The 23,595-nt window shown below is 68.6% G+C and carries 22 protein-coding genes; 19 read left to right on the forward strand and 3 right to left on the reverse strand.

Going from position 1 to position 23,595, the window contains the following annotated elements; genetic code table 11:
* Positions 1-48 precede the first annotated feature (48 nt).
* From BLT25_RS01675 to BLT25_RS01765, 19 genes are all read left to right on the forward strand, one after another.
* Positions 49-1,755 carry an ABC transporter substrate-binding protein gene (locus BLT25_RS01675; protein ID WP_091041262.1) on the forward strand — a complete coding sequence of 569 codons (1,707 nt, stop codon included), beginning with the start codon at positions 49-51 and terminating at the stop codon, positions 1,753-1,755.
* A 163-nt stretch (positions 1,756-1,918) separates the two neighbouring features.
* A complete protein-coding gene (locus BLT25_RS01680) occupies positions 1,919-2,935 on the forward strand; it encodes an ABC transporter permease (RefSeq protein ID WP_091041263.1) in 1,017 nt (338 codons plus the stop codon).
* 15 nt (positions 2,936-2,950) lie between these two features.
* Entirely contained in the window at positions 2,951-4,036 is a 1,086-nt protein-coding gene (locus tag BLT25_RS01685) for an ABC transporter ATP-binding protein (RefSeq protein ID WP_091041265.1), read from the forward strand.
* Positions 4,036-5,223 (forward strand): ABC transporter ATP-binding protein, encoded by a 1,188-nt coding sequence (locus BLT25_RS01690; RefSeq protein ID WP_091041266.1) that lies wholly within the window; start codon positions 4,036-4,038, stop codon positions 5,221-5,223. Before BLT25_RS01685 ends, BLT25_RS01690 begins: the two co-directional genes overlap by 1 nt.
* A gap of 230 nt (positions 5,224-5,453) precedes the next feature.
* Positions 5,454-6,452, forward strand: coding sequence for an ABC transporter permease (locus BLT25_RS01695; RefSeq protein ID WP_091041268.1), 999 nt, complete (start codon positions 5,454-5,456; stop codon positions 6,450-6,452).
* Positions 6,453-6,499: 47 nt separating this feature from the next.
* On the forward strand, positions 6,500-8,311 hold the full coding sequence (locus BLT25_RS01700) for an ABC transporter substrate-binding protein (protein WP_091041270.1): 1,812 nt from the start codon (positions 6,500-6,502) through the stop codon (positions 8,309-8,311).
* A gap of 111 nt (positions 8,312-8,422) precedes the next feature.
* Complete coding sequence (locus tag BLT25_RS01705) at positions 8,423-9,415, forward strand: ABC transporter permease (protein ID WP_091041272.1); 993 nt, start codon at positions 8,423-8,425, stop codon at positions 9,413-9,415.
* Between the two features lie 55 nt (positions 9,416-9,470).
* Positions 9,471-10,796, forward strand: coding sequence for a replication-associated recombination protein A (locus BLT25_RS01710; protein WP_091042382.1), 1,326 nt, complete (start codon positions 9,471-9,473; stop codon positions 10,794-10,796).
* 12 nt (positions 10,797-10,808) lie between these two features.
* Positions 10,809-11,366, forward strand: a complete 558-nt coding sequence (locus tag BLT25_RS01715; protein WP_091041273.1) for a hypothetical protein — start codon at positions 10,809-10,811, stop codon at positions 11,364-11,366.
* The gene (locus BLT25_RS01720) at positions 11,363-11,707 is read left to right on the forward strand and encodes a DUF6167 family protein (protein ID WP_091041275.1); all 345 of its coding nucleotides are present in this window, start codon (positions 11,363-11,365) and stop codon (positions 11,705-11,707) included. The genes BLT25_RS01715 and BLT25_RS01720 overlap by 4 nt, the downstream gene beginning before the upstream one ends.
* 8 nt (positions 11,708-11,715) lie before the next feature.
* A complete protein-coding gene (gene alaS, locus BLT25_RS01725; RefSeq protein ID WP_176883599.1) occupies positions 11,716-14,400 on the forward strand; it encodes an alanine--tRNA ligase in 2,685 nt (894 codons plus the stop codon).
* A complete protein-coding gene (ruvX, locus tag BLT25_RS01730; protein ID WP_091041278.1) occupies positions 14,400-14,870 on the forward strand; it encodes a Holliday junction resolvase RuvX in 471 nt (156 codons plus the stop codon). Before alaS ends, ruvX begins: the two co-directional genes overlap by 1 nt.
* A gap of 128 nt (positions 14,871-14,998) precedes the next feature.
* Positions 14,999-16,366, forward strand: a complete 1,368-nt coding sequence (mltG, locus tag BLT25_RS01735; protein WP_256328403.1) for an endolytic transglycosylase MltG — start codon at positions 14,999-15,001, stop codon at positions 16,364-16,366.
* 12 nt (positions 16,367-16,378) lie between these two features.
* Positions 16,379-17,242, forward strand: a complete 864-nt coding sequence (locus BLT25_RS01740; protein ID WP_091041279.1) for a shikimate dehydrogenase — start codon at positions 16,379-16,381, stop codon at positions 17,240-17,242.
* The gene (locus BLT25_RS01745; RefSeq protein ID WP_091041281.1) at positions 17,239-17,916 is read left to right on the forward strand and encodes a prepilin peptidase; all 678 of its coding nucleotides are present in this window, start codon (positions 17,239-17,241) and stop codon (positions 17,914-17,916) included. Before BLT25_RS01740 ends, BLT25_RS01745 begins: the two co-directional genes overlap by 4 nt.
* Before the next feature lie 45 nt (positions 17,917-17,961).
* Positions 17,962-19,140: a chorismate synthase gene (aroC, locus tag BLT25_RS01750; protein WP_091041282.1), complete on the forward strand. Its 1,179-nt coding sequence runs from the start codon at positions 17,962-17,964 to the stop codon at positions 19,138-19,140.
* Positions 19,140-19,655 carry a shikimate kinase gene (locus tag BLT25_RS01755; RefSeq protein ID WP_091041284.1) on the forward strand — a complete coding sequence of 172 codons (516 nt, stop codon included), beginning with the start codon at positions 19,140-19,142 and terminating at the stop codon, positions 19,653-19,655. Before aroC ends, BLT25_RS01755 begins: the two co-directional genes overlap by 1 nt.
* A gap of 2 nt (positions 19,656-19,657) precedes the next feature.
* Entirely contained in the window at positions 19,658-20,764 is a 1,107-nt protein-coding gene (gene aroB / locus BLT25_RS01760) for a 3-dehydroquinate synthase (protein WP_091041285.1), read from the forward strand.
* Between the two features lie 114 nt (positions 20,765-20,878).
* On the forward strand, positions 20,879-21,397 hold the full coding sequence (locus BLT25_RS01765; protein ID WP_143033612.1) for a hypothetical protein: 519 nt from the start codon (positions 20,879-20,881) through the stop codon (positions 21,395-21,397).
* On the opposite strand, the gene BLT25_RS01770 is transcribed toward BLT25_RS01765, so the two are convergent.
* The 3 genes from BLT25_RS01770 to BLT25_RS01780 form a co-directional block, all read right to left on the reverse strand.
* Positions 21,360-21,821 (reverse strand): VOC family protein, encoded by a 462-nt coding sequence (locus BLT25_RS01770; protein ID WP_091041289.1) that lies wholly within the window; start codon positions 21,819-21,821, stop codon positions 21,360-21,362. The two genes, BLT25_RS01765 and BLT25_RS01770, sit on opposite strands and share 38 nt — an antisense overlap.
* Positions 21,822-21,868: 47 nt before the next feature.
* On the reverse strand, positions 21,869-22,258 hold the full coding sequence (locus tag BLT25_RS01775; protein ID WP_091041290.1) for a helix-turn-helix domain-containing protein: 390 nt from the start codon (positions 22,256-22,258) through the stop codon (positions 21,869-21,871).
* A gap of 168 nt (positions 22,259-22,426) precedes the next feature.
* Entirely contained in the window at positions 22,427-23,584 is a 1,158-nt protein-coding gene (locus BLT25_RS01780) for an acyl-CoA dehydrogenase family protein (protein WP_091041292.1), read from the reverse strand.
* Between the last annotated feature and the right edge of the window lie 11 nt (positions 23,585-23,595).

Genomic DNA, 23,595 nt, shown 5'->3' on the forward strand with positions numbered 1-23,595 from the left:
CGGCGTCAGTTGTCAGAGGCTGACGGCGACCACACCAAGGAGAAACGAATGCTCAAGAAGCGAGCTAAGTACGTAGCGGTCAGTGCCGCTGGCGTGCTCGGTCTTTCGCTGGGCCTGGCTGCCTGTGGCGGCGGGGACGGCGGCGGCTCGAGCTCGGCAAGCACGCTGACCATCGTCGCTGAGGACCCGATCGACCACCTGGACCCGCAGCGTATCTACGTCGGTGAGACCATCTCGCACACCACGCGTCTGGTCTACCGCAAGCTGCTCTCGAACCCGGCGTCGACCGACCCCAAGGTCTCGAGCAAGCCGATCCCCGACCTGGCGACCGACGAGGGCACCTCGACCGAGGGCGCCAAGACCTGGTCGTTCACGATCAAGGACGGCGTGAAGTGGGAGGACGGCTCCGACATCACGTGTGAGGACTTCGCCTACGGCGCCTCGCGCAACTTCGCCGCCGACGAGCTCACCGGTGGACCGGGCTTCTACCTGACCGCGAAGCTCGCGCTCAAGGGTGAGTACCCCGGCCCCTACACCGCGACGCCGGAGCAGCAGGCCGACTTCGACCAGGCGGTGACTTGCGACGGCAAGACCATCACCTACAAGTTCAAGTCGCCGTGGCCGGACTTCCCGCTGGCGATCTCGTCGCTGCACATGATGGACCCCTACAAGGAGTCCGAGGACAAGGGCGCCAAGAACGACGACGTCATCTTCTCCAACGGCCCCTACAAGGTCGACACCTGGAACGCCCAGAAGGGCGGCACCCTGGTGCGCAACGACGAGTACGACCCGGAGACCGACGACAAGTCGCTCCGTGAGGCGAAGCCGGACAAGGTCGTCTTCAAGTTCGGTGAGAAGGCCACGACCACTTACGAGAAGCTCTTCTCCGACAGCCCCGACTCGCAGGCGACCATCGTCAGCGGCTCGCGCGTCCCGCCGGAGTTCTACCCGCGTCTGACCGAGGCCGGCGTCAAGGACCGCTACACCCAGGTCCAGTCGCCCTACGTCGACTACCTGGTGCCGAACCAGAACCAGATGAAGGACCCGAACGTCCGCAAGGCGCTCGCCCAGGCGACCGACGTCGAGTCCTGGATCGCCGCCGGCGGTGGCGAGAAGGCCTACACCCCGGCCGACTCGATCGTGAACCCGGCCGTTCCGGGCTACGTCGCCAACCCGGCGTACAAGGACCGCAACCTCAAGGGTGACCCGGCCGCGGCGAAGAAGACCCTGGCCGACGCCGGTGTCAAGACGCCGTACCCGATCACCTTCACCTACCCGCAGAGCGACACCGCTGACAAGCAGGCCGCCGCGCTGGTCGAGGGCTGGGAGGCCGCCGGCTTCAAGGTCACCCTGGACCCGCTGGGCGACGTCTACTACTCCAACATCCAGAAGCCTTCCAACAAGGCCGACGTGATGTGGGGCGGTTGGGGTGCCGACTGGGGCTCCGCGATGACCGTTACCGCGGCGCTGTTCGACAGCCGTCAGATCGAGAAGTCGACCAACGGCCAGAACTACGGCAACTACAACAACCCGGCGGTCGACAAGCTGTTCGACCAGGCCGCCAACTCCGCCACCATCGAGGAGCAGAACAAGTTCCTCCAGGAGGCAGACGCGGTCATGGGTGAGGACGTCGCCTACATCCCGCTGGAGATCGCGACCTTTAACTGGGTCAACGGCTCCAAGGTGAAGGACTTCATCACGACCGATGCCTCCTCGTCCTACCCGGACCTGGGGCCCATCGACGTCGAGGACTGATCCTTCAGCTCCGCAACACCGTTCGGACGGCCCTGAGCCGTTCCGACCTTGGAGGCGGGGCTCGCCAGAGCCCCGCCTCCCTCCATGTACCTGGACACGATTCCCCCCGGACGACACCCCACGACGGTGGTCCGGCCGATCCCAACGAAGGTGAGACCCACCGATGGTCGCCTACATCATCCGGCGCGTGATCGTCGGCTTGCTCATGCTGGTGGCGATGAGCTTCATCGTCTTCGCACTGTTCATGAAGAACCCGGTCGACCCGGCACAGTTCTCCTGCGGCAAGAACTGCCCCCCCGAGCGCATCGAGGAGACCCGCCAGGCCCTCGGCTACGACCAGCCCCTGCTGGTCCAGTGGGGCGCCTTCGCCAAGGGCGTCGTCGTCGGCCGCGAGTACCCCGCCGACGAGGCGATGCGCGAGGCCAACCCCGAGCTGGTCACCGAGTGCGCGGCACCCTGCCTGGGCTACTCCCAGCAGCTGCAGATGACGGTCAACGACGAGATCGCCGAGGCAGCCCCGGTCTCGATCTCGATCGCCCTGGTCGCGGTCACCATCTGGGTCGTCTTCGGTGTTCTGTTCGGAGTGCTCGCAGCGGTCTTCAAGGGGACCCTCGTGGACCGCGGAGTCGTCGGAGCCACGCTGTCCCTCTATGCGTTTCCCACCTTCTTCGTGGGTGCCTTGCTGATCAACTTCGTAGCCATCAAATGGGGGATCTTCCCCGCGCCGGGTTACGTGACGATCGCCGAGGGTGGCGTCGGAGAGTGGCTGCTCCAGCTCATGCTCCCCGGGTTCACTCTCGCGGCGGTCTACATGGCGGGCTACGTACGCATGACCCGGGCGTTCGTACTCGAGTCGATGAGCGAGGACTACATCCGCACCGCGAAGTCCAAGGGCCTCAAGGGTGGCAAGGTGCTGTTCAAGCACGCGCTGCGCGCCGCGCTGACCCCGCTGGTGACGATGTTCGGTCTCGACGTCGCTGCCGTCCTCGGCGGCGCGATCATCACCGAGGACGTCTTCAACTACTACGGTCTCGGAAAGCTCGCGGTGACCGCGAACGAGACCTACGACCTTCCCACCATCGTGGGCCTGGTGCTGCTTCTCGGCGCTCTGGTGATCATCGCCAACATCGTCGTCGACGTCCTGTACGCCTTCATCGACCCGCGCGTGCGCGTCGCCTGACCCGGGAGTTGATCCATGACTGACCTCTCCAAGACCCCCGAGACGACGCTGGCCAAGGATGGCGCGTTCCTCTCGGTGCGGGACCTGAAGGTTCACTTCTCCACCTCCGACGGCATCGTCAAGGCGACCGACGGCCTCTCCTTCGACCTCGAGCGTGGCAAGACGCTCGGCATCGTGGGCGAGTCCGGCTCCGGCAAGTCCGTCTCCAGCTCGGCGATCATGGGGCTGCACCGCGGCACCAACGCCATCCTCAGCGGCGAGATCATGCTCGACGGCGTCGACCTGCTCAAGGTGAGCAACGAGGACATGCGCAAGCGTCGCGGCCGCGACGTGGCGATGATCTTCCAGGACCCGCTCTCCGCGATGCACCCGTACTACTCGGTGGGCAACCAGATCATGGAGGCCTACCAGGTCCACAACGACGTGACCAAGAGGGAGGCGCGCAAGCGCGCCATCGAGATGCTCGACCGTGTCGGCATCCCGCAGCCCGACCGTCGCGTGGACGACTACCCGCACCAGTTCTCCGGCGGTATGCGCCAGCGCGCGATGATCGCGATGGGGCTGATCAACAACCCGAGCCTGCTCATCGCCGACGAGCCGACCACGGCTCTCGACGTGACCGTCCAGGCGCAGATCCTCGACCTGCTCCAGGACCTGCAGCGCGACTTCGACGCAGCGGTCATCATCATCACCCACGACCTCGGTGTCGTGGCGGAGATGGCAGATGACGTACTCGTGATGTACGCCGGCCGCGCGGTCGAGTACGGCCCGTGCAAGGAGATCCTCACCAACCCGGAGATGCCCTATACCTGGGGTCTCCTCTCCAGCGTGCCGGATCTGACCGCCTCGACCGAGGCCAAGCTGATCCCGATCCGGGGCAACCCGCCCTCGCTGCTCAACCCGCCGCCGGGATGTGCCTTCGAGCCGCGCTGCGACCACGTGGCGAAGGTGGGTGGCGACCTGTGCAGGACGGTGCTGCCCGAGCTCACCCCTGCCAAGAGCGGTGGCAACCACATCAGGCGCTGCCACATCAAGAATGCCGACGAGGTCTACGAGGCAGAGATCCTGCCCGAGATCGCCCCTGACCTGGTGGAGGACTGATGAGCGACACCACGACTGCCACTGCGGCCTCGGTCGCGCCGGCGAGCACCGAGACGGTGCTCTCGGTCGAGAACCTGAAGATGCACTTCCCGGTCAAGGGCAGCGGCGTGATCCGGCGTACGGTCGGGCACGTCAAGGCCGTCGACGGGGTCTCCTTCGAGGTGGCCAAGGGCACCGCGCTGGGCCTCGTCGGTGAGTCGGGTTGTGGCAAGTCCACCACCGGGCGGATGGTGACGCGGCTCTACAAGCCCACCGAAGGCAAGATCAACTTCGAGGGCATCGACATCGCCGGCTACTCCGGCCGGCAGCTGCACCCGATGCGCCGGGAGATCCAGATGATCTTCCAGGACCCGTCGACCTCGCTGAACCCGCGTCACACCGTCGGCTCGATCATCGGCGCACCGCTCCGGATCCACAACATGGTGCCGAAGAACAAGGTGCTCAGCCGGGTCCAGGAGCTGCTCGAGGTCGTCGGCCTCAACCCGGAGCACTACAACCGATACCCGCACGAGTTCTCCGGCGGTCAGCGCCAGCGCATCGGCATCGCCCGGGCGCTGACCCTGCAGCCGAAGCTGCTCGTCGCCGACGAGCCCGTCTCCGCGCTCGACGTCTCGATCCAGGCCCAGGTGATCAACCTTCTGCAGGACCTGCAGAAGGAGTTCGACATCTCCTTCCTGTTCATCGCGCACGACCTCGCCATCGTCCGCCACTTCTGCCCTGAGGTCGCGGTGATGTACCTCGGCAAGATCGTGGAGATCGGTGACCGCGAGTCGATCTACGAGCGGGCTCACCACCCCTACACCCAGGCGCTGCTCTCGGCCGTGCCCGACGTGAAGCAGGCCGCCGTCGGCGGCCGTCGTGAGCGGATCCGGCTGGAGGGCGACGTACCTTCGCCGATCAACCCGCCATCGGGCTGCCACTTCCGCACCCGCTGCGCCATCGCCAAGGACATCTGCTCCGTGGTCGAGCCGCCGCTGCTGCAGATCGGCAAGAAGCACAAGGTCGCCTGCCACTTCCCGGGTGAGATCCACCAGCACCCGGAGAAGCCGATCACCGCGCCGCTCCTGGGCGTCGACGAGTTCGGTGCACCGGACCCGGGCGCCAGCCCGGCCGAGGTCCCTGGCGACGGTCCCGGTTACGCCGACACCTGGTACGACCTGGCGAACAACTCGCGGGGTCGCGCCTGAGGATCTCCCGCGTCTCGGCGAGATTACGAAAGACGGTCCGCAGCCTATGGCTGCGGGCCGTCTTTGTTTCGTGTGTGTCACACGTCACCGTCGGTATCGAACCGTTACCTGTAGTCCCGCCCGAACCGTTGCAACTTGGCATAACTTGATCAGCGCGCCGGCTCGGGACCGCGCGAAGTGGTCTTTTCTTGGGCGTACCGAGCCTTGGCATCGAACGGAGATCCGAGCGTATGACTGTGTCCGAAGTGTTGATCCAGGGTCCTGACCCCGAGATCGATCCGGAACCGAGGACGGGCGAGGTCGCCGGCCGTTCGCCGATGCGGATCGCCATGGACCGTCTCCTCTCGGACAAGGTCGCGATGATCTGTGCCGGCATCGTGCTGCTCTTCGTCCTGATCGCCATCTTCGCGCCGCTGCTGTGCAAGCTGTTCGGCGTCGAGCTGCGCGCCGGTGACCCGGTGACCGACACCGACTCGTTCAACTACCCCGTCATCGGCCCGCCCAACTACGGGTTCACCTGGGAGGCCCCGCTCGGCCTGGAGCCCAACTCCGGCAACGACCTGCTCGCGGAGTGGTTCTACGGCGCGCGTACGTCCCTGCTGGTGGCCACGATCGCCACGGTCGTCTCGACCGTCGTCGGTGTGGTGCTCGGCCTGATCGCGGGCTACAGCCGCGGCTGGGGTGACCGGGTGATCACGTTCATGATCGACCTCTTCCTCACGCTGCCGTTCCTGCTGGTCGCGATCGCGATCTCGCCGATGCTGGTGGAGCGCTGGCGGGAGAACCCGACGATGCTCGACAACGCCTCGCTGATCGCGCTCATCGTGATCCTCTCGATCTTCGGGTGGATGGGCCTGGCCCGGCTGATCCGCGGTGAGGTGATCTCGCTGCGTGAGCGCGAGTTCATCGAGGCCGCGCACGTCCTCGGGATGCCGACCCACCGGATCCTGTTCAAGGAGCTGCTGCCCAACCTGGTGGCGCCGATCGTCGTCTCGTTCTCGCTGAGCCTGCCGGCCACGATCGCCGCGGAGGCGACGCTGGCCTACCTCGGCGTCGGTGTCACCGGACGCCCGTCTTGGGGGCAGACGATCCTGCGCGCCCAGAGCTGGTTCGACGAATACCCCCTGTACCTCTACGCGCCGATCGTCGGGATCGTGGTCCTGGTCTTCGCGCTCAACCTGCTCGGAGACGCCATCCGCGACGCCTTCGACCCCAAGTCTTTCCGGTGAGCACGTCGTCGGAGAGAGGCATCAACCATGGAAGGTGGAGACCTACGATGCGATTGAAGAGAACAGTGATCGCCGCCAGTGCGATCGCTGCGCTGACGCTCACCGCTGCTTGTGGTGGCGGGGACGGCGGTGGCGAGGACCCGGCCGGCGAGTTCAAGGCCGGCGGCGGTGCCGGCGCCGGCAAGGACGCCACGGCCGAGGGCCCGCTGGAGATCCCGTCCGACGCCAAGATGGGTGGCACCATCTCGGTCGTCACCAACAACGCGCCCGCCACGCTCGACCCGACCCGGACCTACTACACCGACTCGGGAGCGATCATGTCCGGGTTGGTGACCCGGTCGCTGACGCAGTACGTCTACGACGAGAAGAGCGGCGATTCCATCCTGGTCCCCGACCTCGCCACCGACCTCGGCCAGGTCTCCGAGGACGGCCTGACCTGGACCTTCACGCTCAAGGACGGGATCAAGTACGAGGACGGCACCGACGTCACCGCCGAGGACGTCGTCTACGGCATCAAGCGCTCGTTCGCGACCGACACCCTGACCGACGGCCCGACGTACCAGACGACGTTCTTCAAGGACGGCCAGAAGTACAAGGGCCCGTTCGCGGACACCGACGCCGAGCTCCAGAAGCTCCCCGACTACGACGCCAGCGCCGGCTGGTACGGCGGTGAGGACTACGACGGCGTCGAGGCCGACGGCAACAAGGTGATCATCCACCTGGCCCAGGCGTTCCCCGAGCTCGACTACTACGCCTCGTTCCCGGTCTTCTCACCGATCCCGAAGGCCAAGGACAAGGACCCGCTGGCCTACGAGAGCCACCCGATGGCGACCGGCCCCTACAAGTTCGAGTCCTACAAGCCGGGCACCTCGCTGAAGCTGGTCAAGAACGACCAGTGGGCCGCCGACACCGACCCCGGCCGGTTCCAGGCCGTCGACGCCTTCGACTTCAAGTTCGCCCAGGACACCGCGAAGATCGAGAACCAGATCCTCGGCGACAAGGGCGCGGCCCAGTCGATGATCGGATACGACGACGTCACGCCGCCGACGTACAAGTCGATCAAGGAGAAGGCGCCGGAGAACCTCATCGAGGGCACCTCGCCGTGCACCTACATGTACCGTCCGGACCAGACCAAGATCACGGACAAGAAGGTCCGCGAGGCGATCAGCTGGGCCTACCCCTACCAGGCGGCCTGGAAGGCCTCCGGCGAGATCGTCGGCGTCACCATTCAGCCCGGCACCTCGCTGCTTCCCCCGGGCACCGCGGGTCGCGTCGAGTACCAGTACCCGAAGGGTCAGGACGGCCAGACCACCGACCCGGAGAAGGCCAAGGCGCTGCTCAAGGAGGCCGGGGCCGAGGGCTTCGAGATCAAGTGGTACTACGAGCGCGACGATGAGCAGTCGGTCGCCAAGAAGGACCAGATGGTCAAGGGCTTCGAGGCCGCCGGCTTCAAGGCGACCCCGGTGGCCTCGACCGACGAGACCTACCGCGACGACCAGAGCAACCTCGACGCTCCGATCAACCTCCGCTACGGCGGCTGGTGCTCCGACTGGCCCTCCGGCGGCTCGTGGTTCCCGGCTCAGTGGATCGGCTCGAACGCCAACAAGCCGGGCATGCCGAACCCGACCAACTTCAAGGAGGCCGACGCCGACGCGAAGCAGGCCGAGATCCTGAAGATGGACGCCGACAAGGTTCCCGCGGCCTGGGGCGAGTTCGACAAGTGGATGCAGGAGACCTACATGGTCGAGATCAACGCCGGCTACGACGCGAACGCCTTCATCAAGGGCTCGCTGGTCGGCGGGGTCGTCAACGACCCGGTCAAGGGCATGCCGAGCTTCTCCATCATGTACCTCAAGTGAGCTGATCCGGCCGGCGTGGGCGCACCCCACGCCGGCCGGACCCACACATAGGACACCGCAACGCCGGGCAAGCGCCCGTGGACAACTTCTAGGAAGCGAGACCTCCGTCCCATGATCGGTTTTGTCGTACGCCGGTTGATCTCGGCAGTGCTCGTGCTGTTCGTGATCTCGGTGGCGGTCGTCGCGCTCTTCACCTATGGCCCGAGCGACCCGGCGGACGCGATGTGCCCGGAGCCCAAGTGCACCGCCGAGCGTCAGGACGCGATCACGGAGGCGCTCAACCTGGATGCGCCGCTCCATGTTCAGTACACCGAGTACATGACCGGCATCTTCAAGGGTCGCGAGATCGCCTTCGGCTCCGAGTCGTACGACTGTGAGGCCCCGTGCTTCGGGGTCAGCTTCATCTACCGGGTCAACGTCTGGGACGACATCAAGGACCGGATCGGGCCGACGGTCTCGGTCGCGGTCGGGGCCGGCGTCACGATCCTGCTCATCGGCGTGCCCATCGGGATGTTCGCGGCAAGACGCAGGGGGACCTCGGCGGACAAGACCGTGATCGGCGCGACGCTGGTGATCGAGTCGATCCCGTACTACCTGTTCGTCCTGCTCGCGTTCCTCTATCTCGCGGTCAGCGCCGGGATCTTCCCGCAGGAGGGCTATCACCCGCTGACCGACTCACCGCTGAAGTGGGCCTGGGGCCTGCTGCTGCCCTGGCTCGCCCTCGGCCTGGTCAACTCCTCCAAGTACGCCCGGTTCACCCGCGGGTCGATGATCGAGGCGTTCAACCAGGACTACGTCCGCACGGCGCGCGCCAAGGGCCTTCACGAGCGCCGGATCGTCAACAAGCACGCGCTGCGCGCGGCCGTCGTGCCGATCGTGACGATCTTCGGCATCGACTTCGGAGCGCTGCTGACGGGCACCATCTTCACCGAGCTCATCTTCGGCATCCCCGGCCTCGGTCTGCGGGCGCTCAACGCGGTCAGTCAGAGCGACCTGCCGGTCATCGAGGCGACCACGCTGATCTCCGCCCTCATCATCGTGGTCACCAACCTCCTGGTCGACCTCTTCTACAGCGTGCTCGACCCACGCGTACGCCTCACCTGACCCGCCTGCTGTCGGTGCCGGCCACTAGGGTTGGCGTGTGGATGGGTTGTTCGAGATGGGGGCGAGCGCCTCGCGTGGCGGGTCGCTGAGCCACAGTGACCATGCGGCCGCGCCGCTGGCGGTGCGGATGCGGCCGCGTACGCTCGAGGAGCTCGTGGGCCAGAGCTCGCTCAAGGCGTCCGGGTCACCGCTGCACCAGGTGGTCGAGGGCGGACAGTCGCTCTCGCTGCTGCTGTGGGGGCCGCCGGGGACCGGGAAGACCACCATCGCCTCGATCGTCAGCGGCTCCACCGACCGCCGCTTCGTCGAGGTCTCCGCGGTCTCGGCCGGTGTCAAGGAGGTCCGCGCGGCGATCGACGCGGCCCGCGCCGAGCTGGTCGCCACCGGCAAGGAGACCGTCCTCTTCGTCGACGAGGTGCACCGGTTCAGCAAGGCGCAGCAGGACGCGCTGCTTCCGGGCGTGGAGAACCGCTGGGTCACGCTGGTCGCCGCGACCACGGAGAACCCGTTCTTCTCGGTGATCTCGCCGTTGCTGTCCCGATCCCTGCTGCTGCGGTTGGAGTCGCTGACCGACGACGACATCCGTGGTGTGCTCCGCCGTGCCCTGGCGGACGAGCGCGGGCTCGGTGGCTCGGTCTCGATCACCGAGGAGGCGCTCGACCATCTCGTGCGCCTCGCCGGCGGTGACGCGCGCCGGTCGCTGACCTATCTGGAGGCGGCCGCGGGAGCGGCCACCGAGGGCGAGATCGGCCTCGAGGCCGCCGAGCGGGCCGTCGACCAGGCGGCGGTGCGCTACGACCGGCAGGGCGACCAGCACTACGACGTGGTCAGCGCGTTCATCAAGTCGGTGCGCGGGTCGGACGCCGACGCCGCCCTGCACTACCTGGCGCGGATGATCGAGGCGGGGGAGGACCCGCGCTTCATCGCCCGCCGGCTGATGATCCTGGCGTCGGAGGACATCGGCCTGGCCGACTCGACGGCGCTGCAGACCGCGGTCGCCGCCGCGCAGACGGTGCAGCTGATCGGGATGCCGGAGGCGCAGCTCACCCTGGCGCACGCGACGATCGCGCTCGCGGTCGCGCCGAAGTCGAACGCGGTCACCAACGCCATCTTCGCCGCGCGCGCCGACGTCGCGGCCGGGAAGATCGGCAACGTGCCGCCACACCTGCGCGACGCCCACTACGAGGGTGCGAAGAAGATCGGGCACGGGAAGGCGTACAAGTACGCCCACGACGAGCCGTTCGGCATCGCGACGCAGCAGTACGCGCCCGACGCGGTTGCCGAAGCTGAGTACTACCAGCCGACCACCCACGGAGCCGAGGCCGGAGTGAAGGAACGTTGGGAGCGTGTCCGGAAAATCGTGCGCGGCCAGGATGGATAGGGTAGGCGCACCATGACGAACTCGAGCATGCCCGCGTGGGCGCTGGTGGCGACGCTGACGGCGGTGGGGGTCCTGGTCCTCATCTCGCTGGCGGCCGTGCTGCTCGCGCTCGGGGCGCGCCGCCGCGCGCGGCGCCGGCTCGAGGAGGCCGAGGCCAGCGAGGCCGAGCTGCGCGAGCGGCTCGAGGCGCTGGAGAAGCGGCTGACCCCGCCCGAGCCGGTCGGCCGGCGACGGCGCCGGGACCTGGCCGAGAGGGAGTATGTGATCACCTCCCTCGGAGAGGACGGCGAGCCTACCGAGGTGGAGCAGGTGGTGCAGCGTACGTTGACCGCACCCGCCTTCGCGGACGCCGTGTTCCGGGAGACCGTGGTGCACGGTGCCGCGCTGGTCCACGGGGTGCGCCGGGCGCTCTCGCCCGAGGTGCGGTTCAAGATCCGCTACGAGATGCACCGCGAGGTCAAGCGGGCACGCAAGGACCGGAAGAGCGAGATGCGCGAGGCGCTGCGCGAATACCGTGCGCGCCAGCGCGCGGCAGTTGACGAGGACGTACGTATGGAGGACTCCCGATGAGGGGCGCGATCTGGTTCGTGGTCGGCGCGGGCGCCGGCGTGTACGCGATGGTCAAGGGGCGGCGGGCCGCCGAGGCGTTCACCGCCGACGGCCTGCGCGACCGTGCCCAGGCGCTCGGGGTCGGCGCGCGGATCTTCCGCGACGAGCTGGCCACCGGCAAGGCCGAGAAGGAGCTCGAGCTGCGCGAGTGGATCGAAGCCCGCACTGAGGCGATTGCCTCGGGCTCCGCTTCGGCCAGAGGGCCGAAACAGATTGGCGCCGACGGTGCCGGTCAGCAGAGACTTGGATTGAACGGGCCAACCGAGGACCCGAGGCAGAACATGGAAGGCAGTAACCCCTGATGGAGTGGTTGAGCACGGCGGAGATCCGCCGCCGTTTCACGGCGCATTTCGCCGAGAACACGAGTGTCGGCGAGCACACGGTGGTGCCCTCGGCATCGCTCCTGCTCGACGACCCCAACCTGCTCTTCGTCAACGCAGGCATGGTGCCGTTCAAGCCCTACTTCCTCGGCCAGGCGACGCCGCCCTACGACCGGGCGACGTCGGTGCAGAAGTGCATCCGCACGCCCGACATCGAGGAGGTCGGCAAGACCACCCGGCACGGCACGTTCTTCGAGATGTGCGGCAACTTCTCCTTCGGTGACTACTTCAAGGAGGGCGCGATCGCGCTCGCCTGGGAGCTGGTCACCAAGTCGGTCGCCGACGGTGGCTTCGGCTTCGACGAGTCGCTGCTCTACCCCTCCGTGCTCAACGGCGACGATGAGGCGGTCGCGCTCTGGAAGAAGATCTCCGGCCTGCCCGACGACCGCATCGTCCGGCTGCCCCCGAGCGAGAACTACTGGTCCATGGGCGTGCCCGGGCCCGGCGGCCCGTGCTCGGAGATCCTGATCGACCGGGGCCCGGAGTTCGGTGCGGACCGCGACTGGGACGCCGGCGACCGTTACCTGGAGTTCTGGAACCTCGTCTTCATGCAGGACAACGTCGTCGCGGCGCGGTCCAAGTACGACGTCGACATCGACGGCCCGCTCGCCCAGACCGGCATCGACACCGGGCTCGGCCTCGAGCGCGTCGCCTACCTGATGCAGGGCAAGTCGAACATGTACGAGACCGACGTGGTCTTCCCGGTCATCGAGAAGGCGATGGAGCTGACCGGGAAGAAGTACGGCGCCTCCTATGAGGACGACGTGCGCTTCCGCGTCGTCGCCGACCATGTGCGCTCCTCGCTGATGCTGATCAGCGACGGGGTGACCCCCGGCAACGAGGGCCGCGGCTACGTCCTGCGGCGGCTGATGCGCCGCGCGATCCGCAACATGCGCCTGCTGGGCTACGAGGACCCGGCGATGCCCGAGCTGCTGCCGATCTCCCGCGACAAGATGGGGGAGACCTACACCGACCTGCACACCGGCTGGGAGCGGATCAAGCGGGTCGCGGACTCCGAGGAGGAGGCCTTCCGCAAGACCCTCGCGGCCGGCACCCAGATCTTCGACCTGGCCGCGACCGAGGTGAAGTCGAGCGGATCGACCACGTTCACGGGCGCCAAGGCGTTCCAGCTCCACGACACGTACGGCTTCCCGATCGACCTGACCCTCGAGATGGCCGCCGAGGCGGGCCTCGAGGTCGACGAGCCGGGCTTCCGCGGTCTGATGACCGAGCAGCGGGAGCGGGCCAAGGCCGACGCGCGCGCCAAGAAGGGTCAGCACGCCGATGTGTCGGTCTACCGAGGCATCCTCGACAGCAACGGGCCGACCGACTGGCAGGCCTACACGACCCTCGACACCGAGTCGAAGCCGATCGCTCTCCTCAAGGAGGGCAAGCGGGTCGACGTGCTCGGCCCCGACGAGATCGGTGAGATCGTCCTCGACCGCACCCCGTTCTACGCCGAGTCCGGCGGCCAGTCCGCCGACGCGGGCATCATCGAGTTCGACGGCGGCCGGCTCGAGGTCGTCGACGTGCAGCGGCCGGTCAAGGGTCTCGTCGTGCACCAGGTCCGTGTCGTCGACGGCGAGTTCTCTGCACGTGGACCGGCTGGCGGCCTCGTGCACGCCCAGGTCGACCCCGAGTGGCGTCTCGGCGCTCGTCAGGCCCACTCCGGCACCCACGTGGTGCACGCGGCGCTGCGCGAGGTGCTCGGTCCGACCGCGCTGCAGTCGGGTTCGTACAACCGCCCCGGCTACCTGCGTCTCGACTACGGCTGGACCAAGGGCCTGACGCCCGAGCAGATGCACGAGATCGAAGAGGTCTCGAACCACGCGCTGCGGGCCGACCTGCCGGTCGCGTGGGATTACATGACCCTTCCGCAGGCCAAGGAGTGGGGCGCGATCGCGCTCTTCGGCGAGACCTACGACGACTCCAAGGTGCGGGTCGTCGAGATCGGCGGTCCCTGGTCGCGTGAGCTGTGCGGCGGCACCCACGTGGACCACTCCGCCCAGATCGGCACCGTCGTGATCACCTCGGAGGCCTCGGTCGGCTCCGGCAACCGGCGCATCGAGGCCTACACGGGCGTCGAGGGCTTCAACTACCTCGCCCGTGAGCGCGACGTGGTCTCCGAGCTCAACCTGCTGCTGAAGACGAAGTCCGACGACGTCGTCGGCCGGGTCTCCGACCTGATGGAGCGGCTCAAGGCCGCCGAGAAGGAGATCGCCCGGGCGCGTACGGCGCAGCTGCTCGCCTCCGGTGGCTCGATCGCGGCCTCCGCGGTCGACGTCAACGGCATCCAGCTCGTCGCCCAGCGGGTCCCGGGGGTGGGCGGCGGCGACGCGCGCACGCTCGCCCAGGACGTACGCTCCCGGCTCGGTGAGGCTCCGGCGGCTGTCGTGCTCGTCGGCGACGCTGAGGACAAGGTGGCGATCGTGGCCGCGGTCAACCCGGCCGGCATCGCCAAGGGCGTCAAGGCGGGTGACCTGATCAAGGAGCTCGCGCCGGTCGTCGGCGGACGTGGCGGTGGCAAGCCGGACTTCGCCCAGGGCGGTGGCAGCGACGTATCCAAGATCGACACCGCGCTCGGAATGGTCGCGACGCTGGTCGCGCAAGCCTGATGCGCCACGGCGTGCGCCTCGGTCTCGATCCTGGCGACGCCCGGATCGGCGTCGCCAGGAGTGACCCCACGGGGTTCCTGGCGACGCCGCTCGAGACGGTCAAGAAGGGTCGCGGAGACCTCGCGCGTCTGCAGGAGATCGTCGCCGAGATCGCCGAGGAGTCGACGATGCTCGAGGTGGTCGTCGGGCTGCCCCGGTCCCTCAAGGGAGGGGAGAACCCGGCGACTGCTAAGGTCCGGGACTTCGCCGCGTCCTTGGCGCGACGAGTGGCTCCGGTCCCGGTACGCCTCGTCGACGAACGACTTACAACCGTTTCCGCGGAGGCTATGCTCCGAGACCGAGGTCGCAAGGGCCAGGACCGCCGAGCCGTGGTGGACATGGCCGCGGCGGTTGTGATCCTGCAACACGCATTGGACAGTGAGCGCGCTTCGGGGACCGCGCCTGGAGAGATCGTTGAGGTCGGTCATTGAGTGAGCGCTACTACCCCCCGGACCCGCGCGACCCGCGTCGCCCTGGCCAGGGGTCATATGGTCGCGATCCGCGCGGTGGCCCCCCGCCGCGGCAGCAGCCGCCGCAGGATCCCCGAGACCCACGCCGGATGCCGCCGCAGATGCCGGGTCAGATGCCCGGCCAGGGGCAGGGTCGGATGCCCGGTCAGCTGCCTCCGCAGCAGCAGGGCCAGCCGGGTCGACGCCCGGGGCCGCGTCCGGTGCCCGGTGCCGGGACACCCCCGCCGGGCTACGGCCGGCAGGAGCCGCCGCAGCGTCCGGGTGGCTACGGCGGGCCGACCTACCAGCAGCAGCCGGCGTTCTTCGAGGATGGCCCCGCAGATCACGATCCCTACTTCGACGAGAAGCCGCCCAAGCGCAAGCGGCGCTTCGGTGGCTGTCTGGCCGTCCTGGTGGCCATGGCGGTGGTCCTCGGCGGGTTCTACTTCGTGGGGGACCGGGCGATCGACTACGTCAAGGACATGGTCGCCCCTCCGGCCGACTACGCCGGGCCCGGCACCGACCCCGTCTCCTTCGAGGTGCACGAGGGTGACTCGGTCTCGGCGGTCGGCCGCAGCCTGAAGGAGGTCGGCGTGGTGAAGTCCGTCGACGCCTTCATCGAGGCGGCCAACGCCGAGGGGCTGACCGTCCAGGTCGGCTTCTACCCGCTGAAGAAGCAGATGAAGGCCGCCGACGCCGTCGAGATCCTCGCCAACCCGGAGAACATCGACACGGTCAACGTCACCATCACCGAGGGGTCGCGTGCCAAGGCGATCTACAAGGTGCTCGCCGAGAAGACCGGGAAGAAGCCGGCCGACTTCAAGAAGGCCGCCCAGGACACCGAGGCGATCGGTCTGCCCGACTACGCCGAGGGCAACGTCGAGGGATACCTGTTCCCGGCGACGTACGCCTTCCCACCCGACGCGACGCCGACCGAGATGCTGGCGATGATGGTCGACCGGTGGGAGCAGGCGCTCGGCGACAACGACATCGAGGCCCGCGCCAAGCAGCTCAAGTGCGGTGGCGGCAAGGCATGTACACCCGAGCAGATCATGACCGTGGCCTCGCTCGTCGAGGCCGAGGGGCGCGGCGACGACATGGCCAAGATCGCCCGGGTGATCTACAACCGTGTCGAGAACCCCGGCACGGCCGGCCAGGCGGGCTTCCTGCAGATCGACGCGACGGTCAACTACGCGCTCGGGAAGTCTGGAAGCACCGAGCTCGGTGGCGTCGACGTGCAGTCCGTCGACTCGCCCTACAACACCTACACCAACAAGGGCTTGCCTCCGGGGCCGATCGGCGCGCCGGGTGACGACGCGATCCAGGCCGCGCTCAATCCGGCGGACGGTGACTGGTACTACTACGTGACCGTCAACCTGAAGACCGGTGAGACGAAGTTCGCCAAGAACTACGACCAGTTCCTGAAGTTCAAGGCCGAGTACAAGGACTACTGCGCAACCGAGTCCAAGAGCTGCTGAGGGGAAACCTGAGTGAAGTGTGCTGTCCTGGGTGATCCGATCGATCACTCGCTCTCGCCGACCCTCCACCAGGCCGCGTACGCCGAGCTGGAGATGTCCGACTGGTCCTACACCTCCACGCGGGTGGCTGCGGGCGGTCTGGCTACCTATGTTGCCGACCTCGGCGGCGACTGGCCGCCCAGCCGGTGGCGTGGGCTGTCGGTGACGATGCCGCTCAAGCGGGAGGCGTACGAGCTGGCGCGGTCGATCTCGCCGCGGGCGCGGCTCGTGGGGGCGGTCAACACCCTGGTGCGCTCCTCGCACGGCTGGGTGGGGGACAACACCGACCTGCCCGGCGCGGTCGCGGCGATCCGGGAGCGGGCCGGTGACGGGTTCTCCTGCTCGCACGGTGTCGTTCTGGGCGCTGGTGCCACGGCGGCCTCGACCGGGCTCGCGCTCGCCGAGCTGGGTGCCTCGCGGATCACGCTGCTGGCCCGGAACCCGGGTGCGGCGGGGGAGACGATCGAGATGATCTCGCGTCACCGCAGCAAGCCGGTCGTCTCGGTGCTGCCGCTGGAGGCAGCTGGCCCGGAATCGGTGACCAGTGGCGCGGACGTGGTCGTCTCCACCGTTCCCGCGAAGGCGCAGACCCCGCAGCTCGTCGACCGCTGGGCGTCGACGCCGGTCGTCTTCGACGTCGTCTACGACCCGTGGCCATCGCCGCTGCTCTCGGTCACGCCCGGCGTGGCCGTCAGCGGCCTGGACCTGCTCGTGCACCAGGCGGTGCTGCAGTTCGAGATCTTCACCGGCCGTCCGGCGCCGCTGGCTGCCATGCGGGCAGCGGGGGAGAAGGCGCTCGCCAGTAGAGAGTCCAGCGCGGAGCCCATCCCGGTATGAGCTCCGGGGCGGTCGTGCTGGTGAGTGCGGCCGTTGCCGGTCTGCTCGCTCTCGGGGTGCCGGGACTGCTTCGCCGTCTCCCCGAGCCGGTCGACGACCCACCGGCGGTCCCCTATGCCACCGTGGCCGGGTGGGCGCCGCTCCTGCCGCTGGCGGTAGCCGTCTCCGCGGCGCTCGCCGGGCTGCTCGCCTGGAGGGTGGAGCCCTCACGGCTGATGGTGGCGCTGGTGCCGCTGCTACCGCTGTGCGTGCTGCTCGCCTATGTCGACTGGCGCGTCCAACGGCTGCCGAAGGTGCCGATCCTGGTGGCCATCGCGGTCGGGCTCGGCCTGCTCGCCGCCGAGTGGCTCTGGACGCATGACACCGCGGCGGCCCTCAGCGCTCTTGCCGGGCTGGTGATCGCGCGCTCGGCGTTCTGGCTGCTGTGGCGGGTGCTGCCGCACGCGATGGGCTTCGGTGACGTACGTCTCGCGGCGCTCGTCGGCCTTGTCCTCGGTCGCCTCGGCTGGGAGCAGCTGGCGCTCGGGCTGTGGGCCGGGCTGGCGATCTTCGGCGTCTGGGGCATCGGACGCGCCGTCGCGCAGCGCTCGCGCACGGCGATGCGCGAGCCCCTGGCGTACGGGCCGTTCATGATTCTGGGCATGCTCGTCGGTGTGCTCGCCGTCTCGCTTTGAGGCCGGGTGCACGAGGTTGCGTGACGGGGATGAAACACTGGCCCCATGTTGCGTTGGCTCACTGCGGGCGAGTCCCATGGTCCGTCCTTGACGGCCGTGATGGAGGGTCTGCCCGCCCACGTCCGGATCACCTCTGACGACATCGCTGATGCCCTGGCCAGGCGGCGCCTGGGCTATGGCCGCGGTGCCCGGATGAAGTTCGAGAAGGACCAGGTGCGGATCACCGGGGGCGTACGCCACGGGGAGTCGCAGGGTGGTCCGGTCGCGATCGAGGTCGGCAACACCGAGTGGCCCAAGTGGGAGACTGTGATGGCCTCTGACCCGGTCGAACCCGAGGTGCTCGAGAAGCAGGCGCGCAACGCCCCGCTGACCCGCCCTCGGCCCGGTCACGCCGACCTGGTCGGGATGCAGAAGTACGACTTCGATGACGCCCGCCCGATCCTGGAGCGTGCCTCGGCCCGCGAGACCGCGGCCCGGGTCGCGCTCGGCGCGGTCGCCTCGGCCTTCCTCGAGCAGGCGCTCGGCGTCCGGCTGGTCTCGCACGTCCTGGAGATCGGCGGAGTCCGTACGCCGAGCCACGACGTCCCCTCGCCTGAGGATGTCTCCCGGCTCGATGAGGACCCGGTGCGCGTCCTCGACCCCGACGGCTCCAAGCAGATGGTCGCCCGAATCGACGAGGCCCACAAGGAGGGCGACACCCTCGGTGGCGTCGTCGAGGTCGTCGTCCACGGCCTGCCGCCGGGCCTGGGCTCGCATGTGCACTGGGACCGGCGCCTCGACGCGCGCCTGGCCGGTGCGCTGATGGGCATCCAGGCGATCAAGGGTGTCGAGGTCGGCGACGGCTTCGAGCTCGCCGCGACCCCGGGTTCCAAGGCCCACGACGAGATCGTTCCCTCCGCCGACGGGATCCGCCGCGCCTCCGGTCGCTCCGGCGGCACCGAGGGCGGCATGTCGACCGGCGAGATCCTGCGCGTACGCGCCGCGATGAAGCCGATCGCGACCGTGCCGCGGGCGCTGCGCACCGTCGACGTAGCCACCGGCGAGGAGGCGGTCGCGCACCACCAGCGCTCCGACGTCTGCGCCGTGCCCGCCGCCGGTGTCGTCGCCGAGGCGATGGTCGCGCTCGTGCTGGCCGAGGCGGCGCTGGAGAAGTTCGGTGGCGACTCGGTCGCCGAGACCGCGCGCAACGCCAAGGCCTACCTCGAGAACCTGAGGTACTCCTGATGCCGGCTGTCGTGCTCGTCGGCCCGATGGGTGCGGGCAAGTCGACCGTCGGGGCGCTGCTCGCCTCCCGTCTGGGCGTTGCGCTGCGTGACACCGACGAGGACATCGCCGCGGCCGCGGGCAAGAGCGTGCAGGACATCTTCGTCGACGAGGGCGAGGCTCACTTCCGCGCGGTCGAGGCCGACGCCGTCGCCGCCGCGCTCGCCGAGCACGACGGGGTCGTCTCCCTCGGTGGCGGCTCCGTCCTGGCTGAGCAGACCCAGATCCTGCTCAAGGAGCACACCGTCGTCTACCTGCGGGTCGGGGTCGCGGATGCGGTCAAGCGGGTCGGCCTCGGCTCGGGCCGTCCGATGCTGCTCGGCAACGTACGCGGCCGCATCAAGACGCTCTTGGAGGAGCGCGCACCGATCTATGAGTCGGTCGCGACCCTGGTCGTCGACACCGACGGCCGCTCGGCCGACGACGTCGCCGCCGAGCTCGCCACCGCCCTCACCGCGCTGAACACCACGGAGTAGAAGTGACTGAGCCCGCAAGCACCGTCATCAGGGTCGAGAGCGCCGCGGCGTACGACGTCGTCATCGGCTCCGGCCTCGCCGGCCGGCTCCAGGGACTCCTGGGCACCAGCGTCCAGCGGGTGGCGTTCCTCTACGCCGCCGAGCTGGCCGAGTACGCCGAGCCGGTGCTCGAGGAGCTGCTGAAGCACTACGACGTACTCGGCCTCGGGCTGCCCAGCGGCGAGGACCAGAAGACGGTCGCGGTCGCCAACGACTGCTGGGAGGCGCTGGGGGAGAGGGGCTTCACCCGCTCCGACGCCGTCGTCACCTTCGGCGGCGGTGCGACCACCGACCTCGGCGGGTTCGTCGCGGCCGGCTGGCTGCGCGGCGTACGCGTGGTGCATGTGCCCACCACCGTGCTCGCCATGGTCGACGCCGCGGTCGGCGGCAAGACCGGCGTGAACACAGGTGCCGGGAAGAATCTCGTCGGTGCGTTCCACGAGCCCGCAGGTGTGCTGTGCGACCTCGCGCTGCTCCAGACCCTGCCGGAGGCCGACCTGATCGCCGGGCTCGGCGAGGTCGTCAAGTGCGGCTTCATCGCCGACCCCGAGATCCTGCGTCTGGTCGACGAGACCGACAAGATCACCGCCGACTCGCCGGTTCTCGCCGAGCTGGTCGAGCGCGCGATCCGGGTCAAGGCCGAGGTCGTCGCCGCCGACCTGAAGGAGACCGGCGGCGCCGACGGCCACCCCGGCCGCGAGACGCTCAACTACGGCCACACGCTCGCGCACGCGCTCGAGAAGCACTCCGGCTTCTCGATCCGCCACGGTGACGCGGTCGCCGTCGGCTGCGTGTACGCCGCCGAGCTCGCCCGTCTCGCCGGCGTCCTCTCCGACGACGTCGCCGCTCGGCACGCGCCGGCCTTCGCGAAGGTCGGCCTCCCGACCACGGTCAAGGAGCTCGGTGTCGACGCCGGCTTCGACGATCTCATCGGCGCGATGCGCGTCGACAAGAAGGCCCGCGGCTCCGTCCTCCGCTTCCTCGTCCTCCACGACGTCGCCGTCCCTCGGATCCTCACCGGGCCGACCGAGGAGCAGCTGCGCGAGGCGTACGCGGTCGTCGGCGGCTGATAGCGGCTCGGCGCGGTCGGACCTGAGGAGCCGATCGGTGATCTGGCGTCATGACCGGCTCCATGCCGATAGGTTGCGGCGGTGCGGACGTTTGAGGAGCTGAGATGGCGCTGGGTGATCAACACCTACGTCCGTCCGTTCTATCTGCGGGCCGAGTGGCTCCCGCACGACTGGACTATGGCTCGCCGGGTTGCGCGTGCGGGCAAGCGAGTCAAGCTCGGTGATGTGCAACGAATGCTCCACGGCACGTGGCGGGAAAGCTCCGTCGCTGCCTGGTACTGCCTGCGACTCCCTCCCGAATCGGTGACGAGCGATCTCGAGTTCGCGCTGGGGCATGCGTACTCATCGAAGAACGCGCACACCCTTGCCGCAGCCGCCGTGGCACTCCTGGGCCCGCGGGCGTTGCCGATGCTGGAGTCGGCGCCGTGCCTGATCGACGCGGAGCCGGGGGATGACGGAGCGGGAGTGGTTGCCGCCGCGATCGAAGAGATCGGCGGCACCCCTCCCATTCGCCCCGATGACGGTTACCGTGCCTGGTTCCAAGGGCTGCTGAGGGCGGCGAGAGACCTGCAGGTGGCGTACCGAGATGTTCAGCTCACTTCCCGGACCAGCGGGCGATGTCCTCGTCGGTGACCTCGATGGGGCCGGGGACGCGCTGGGTGGCGCGGATGTGGTTGCCGAAGGGGTCGCGGAAGGCGCAGTCGATGCCGTAGGGCTGCTTGGTCGGCTTGTCGGTGAACTCGACGCCCTGGGCGGAGAGGTCGTCGTAGAGCTTCTGGCAGTCGTCGGTGTTGAAGATGACCACGGCACCCATGGCGCCCTTGGTGACCAGGTCGCGCAGCTGGGCGGCAGTCGCGTCGCTGTGCGCAGGAGAGCCGCCGGGGACCTCGAGCAGCAGCTGGTGGTCGGGGTCGCCGGGAAGGTGGATGGTGAGCCAGCGCATGAAGCCCATGTCGACGTCGCTCCCGACCTCGAGCCCGAGCTTGCCGACGTAGAAGTCGAGCGCCTCGTCCTGGTCGAGCACGTAGATTCCGGTGATGTTGATGTTGGTCAGCACGCGACCAGTCTGCGCGCGAGGAACGCCACGCGCTTCTCCGAAACTGCTCAGCTCGCCGGCCGCATCCAGGCGCGGGCCACGCACCCGGGCACTGCCGGACTGTCGGCACGCGCGCGGTAGTCGCTCGGCGAGGTGCCGACGATGTCGCGGAACGTACGGCTGAAGGTGCCGGGGCTGGAGAAGCCGACCGTGAGCGCGACGTCGGTGACCGGGGTCGCGGTGTCGCGAAGCAGCGCCATCGACCGCTCGATCCGGCGGCGTTGCAGGTACCGATGCGGCGTCTCGCCGAAGACAGCCTTGAACCGGCGGCTGAAGTGCGCGGGGGAGACGTACGCGACCCGGGCTATCGCGGCGACGTCGAGCGGCTCGGCGTAGTGCCGGTCCATGGCATCACGCGCCCGCAGCAGGCGACGGTTCTCGTCCTCGCGCGGCGTCATGTGCCCGAGCCTATGCCCGCTGGTCGAGCCGCGAGGCCGCTTGCGGTCGAGCGTGTCGAGACCAACACAGTCCTATCGAGCGCGACATCTGACCGTGTTGGTCTCGACACGCCTTCGCCTAGCGGCTCCGAGGTCTGAACGAAGTGGCCTTCGACCAGCGGGGAGCTGTCACAGACCCATGTCCTTGGCGATGATCAGCTTCATGACCTCGGAGGTGCCGCCGTAGATGCGGTTGACGCGGTTGTCGGCGTAGAGGCGGGCGATCGGGTACTCGTTCATGTAGCCGTAGCCGCCGTGGAGCTGGAGGCAGCGGTCGATGACCCGGTGGGCGACCTCGGTGCAGAACAGCTTGGCCGAAGCGGCCTCCGCAGCGGTGAGGGTGCCGGCATCCTCGGCCTCGATCGCGCGGTCGACCACGGCCTCGGCGGCGTCGACCTCGGCCTTGCACGCGGCCAGCTCGAACTTGGTGTTCTGGAAGGAGGCGACGGTGGTGCCGAAGACCTTGCGGTCGTGGACGTAGGCCTTGGCGAACTCGACGGCGGCCGCGGCCTGGGCGTAGGCGCCGACAGCGATGCCGAGCCGCTCGACGGGGAGGTTCTGGCCGAGGTAGGAGAAGCCCTTGCCGACCTCGCCGAGGACGTCCTCGACCGGTACGTGCACGTCGGTGAAGGAGAGCTCGGCGGTGTCGGAGACCTTGAGCCCGAGCTTGTCGAGCTTGCGGCCGACCTCATAGCCCGGCAGCGAGGTGTCGACGGCGAGCAGGGTGATCCCGCCACGCCGGTCGTCGGCGGAGGCCGGCGCGGTGCGGGCACAGACGATCACCCGGTCGGCGTTGACGCCGCCGGTGATGAAGGTCTTGGCGCCGTTGAGGACGTAGTGCTTGCCGTCCTCGGTGAGCTTCGCCGAGGTGAGCATGCCGGCGAGGTCGGAGCCGGTGCCCGGCTCGGTCATCGCGATCGCCCACATCTCCTCGCCGGCGACGAAGCCGGGCATCCAACGCTCCATCTGCTCCTTCGTGCCGAGCTTGAGCAGGTAGGGCAGGCAGAGGCCGACGTGGGTGCTCGAGCCGCCGAAGGAGACACCGGCGCGGGCGAGCTCCTCGGTGATGACGGCGGAGTACTTGAACGACTCGATCCCGGCGCCGCCGTACTCCTCGGGCACCTGGATGCCCCACACCCCGAGCTCGCCGAGCTTCAGGTAGAAGTCGTGGGGGACGATCCCGGCCGAGTACCACTCCTCGTAGACGGGGGTGACCTCCTTCTCGATGAACGAGCGGATGGTCTCGCGGAAGGACTGGTGGTCCTCGGTGTAGATGGTGCGGCGCATGTCAGTGCTAT

The sequence above is a fragment of the Nocardioides sp. YR527 genome, assembly GCF_900101045.1.
GTDB lineage: Bacteria > Actinomycetota > Actinomycetes > Propionibacteriales > Nocardioidaceae > Nocardioides.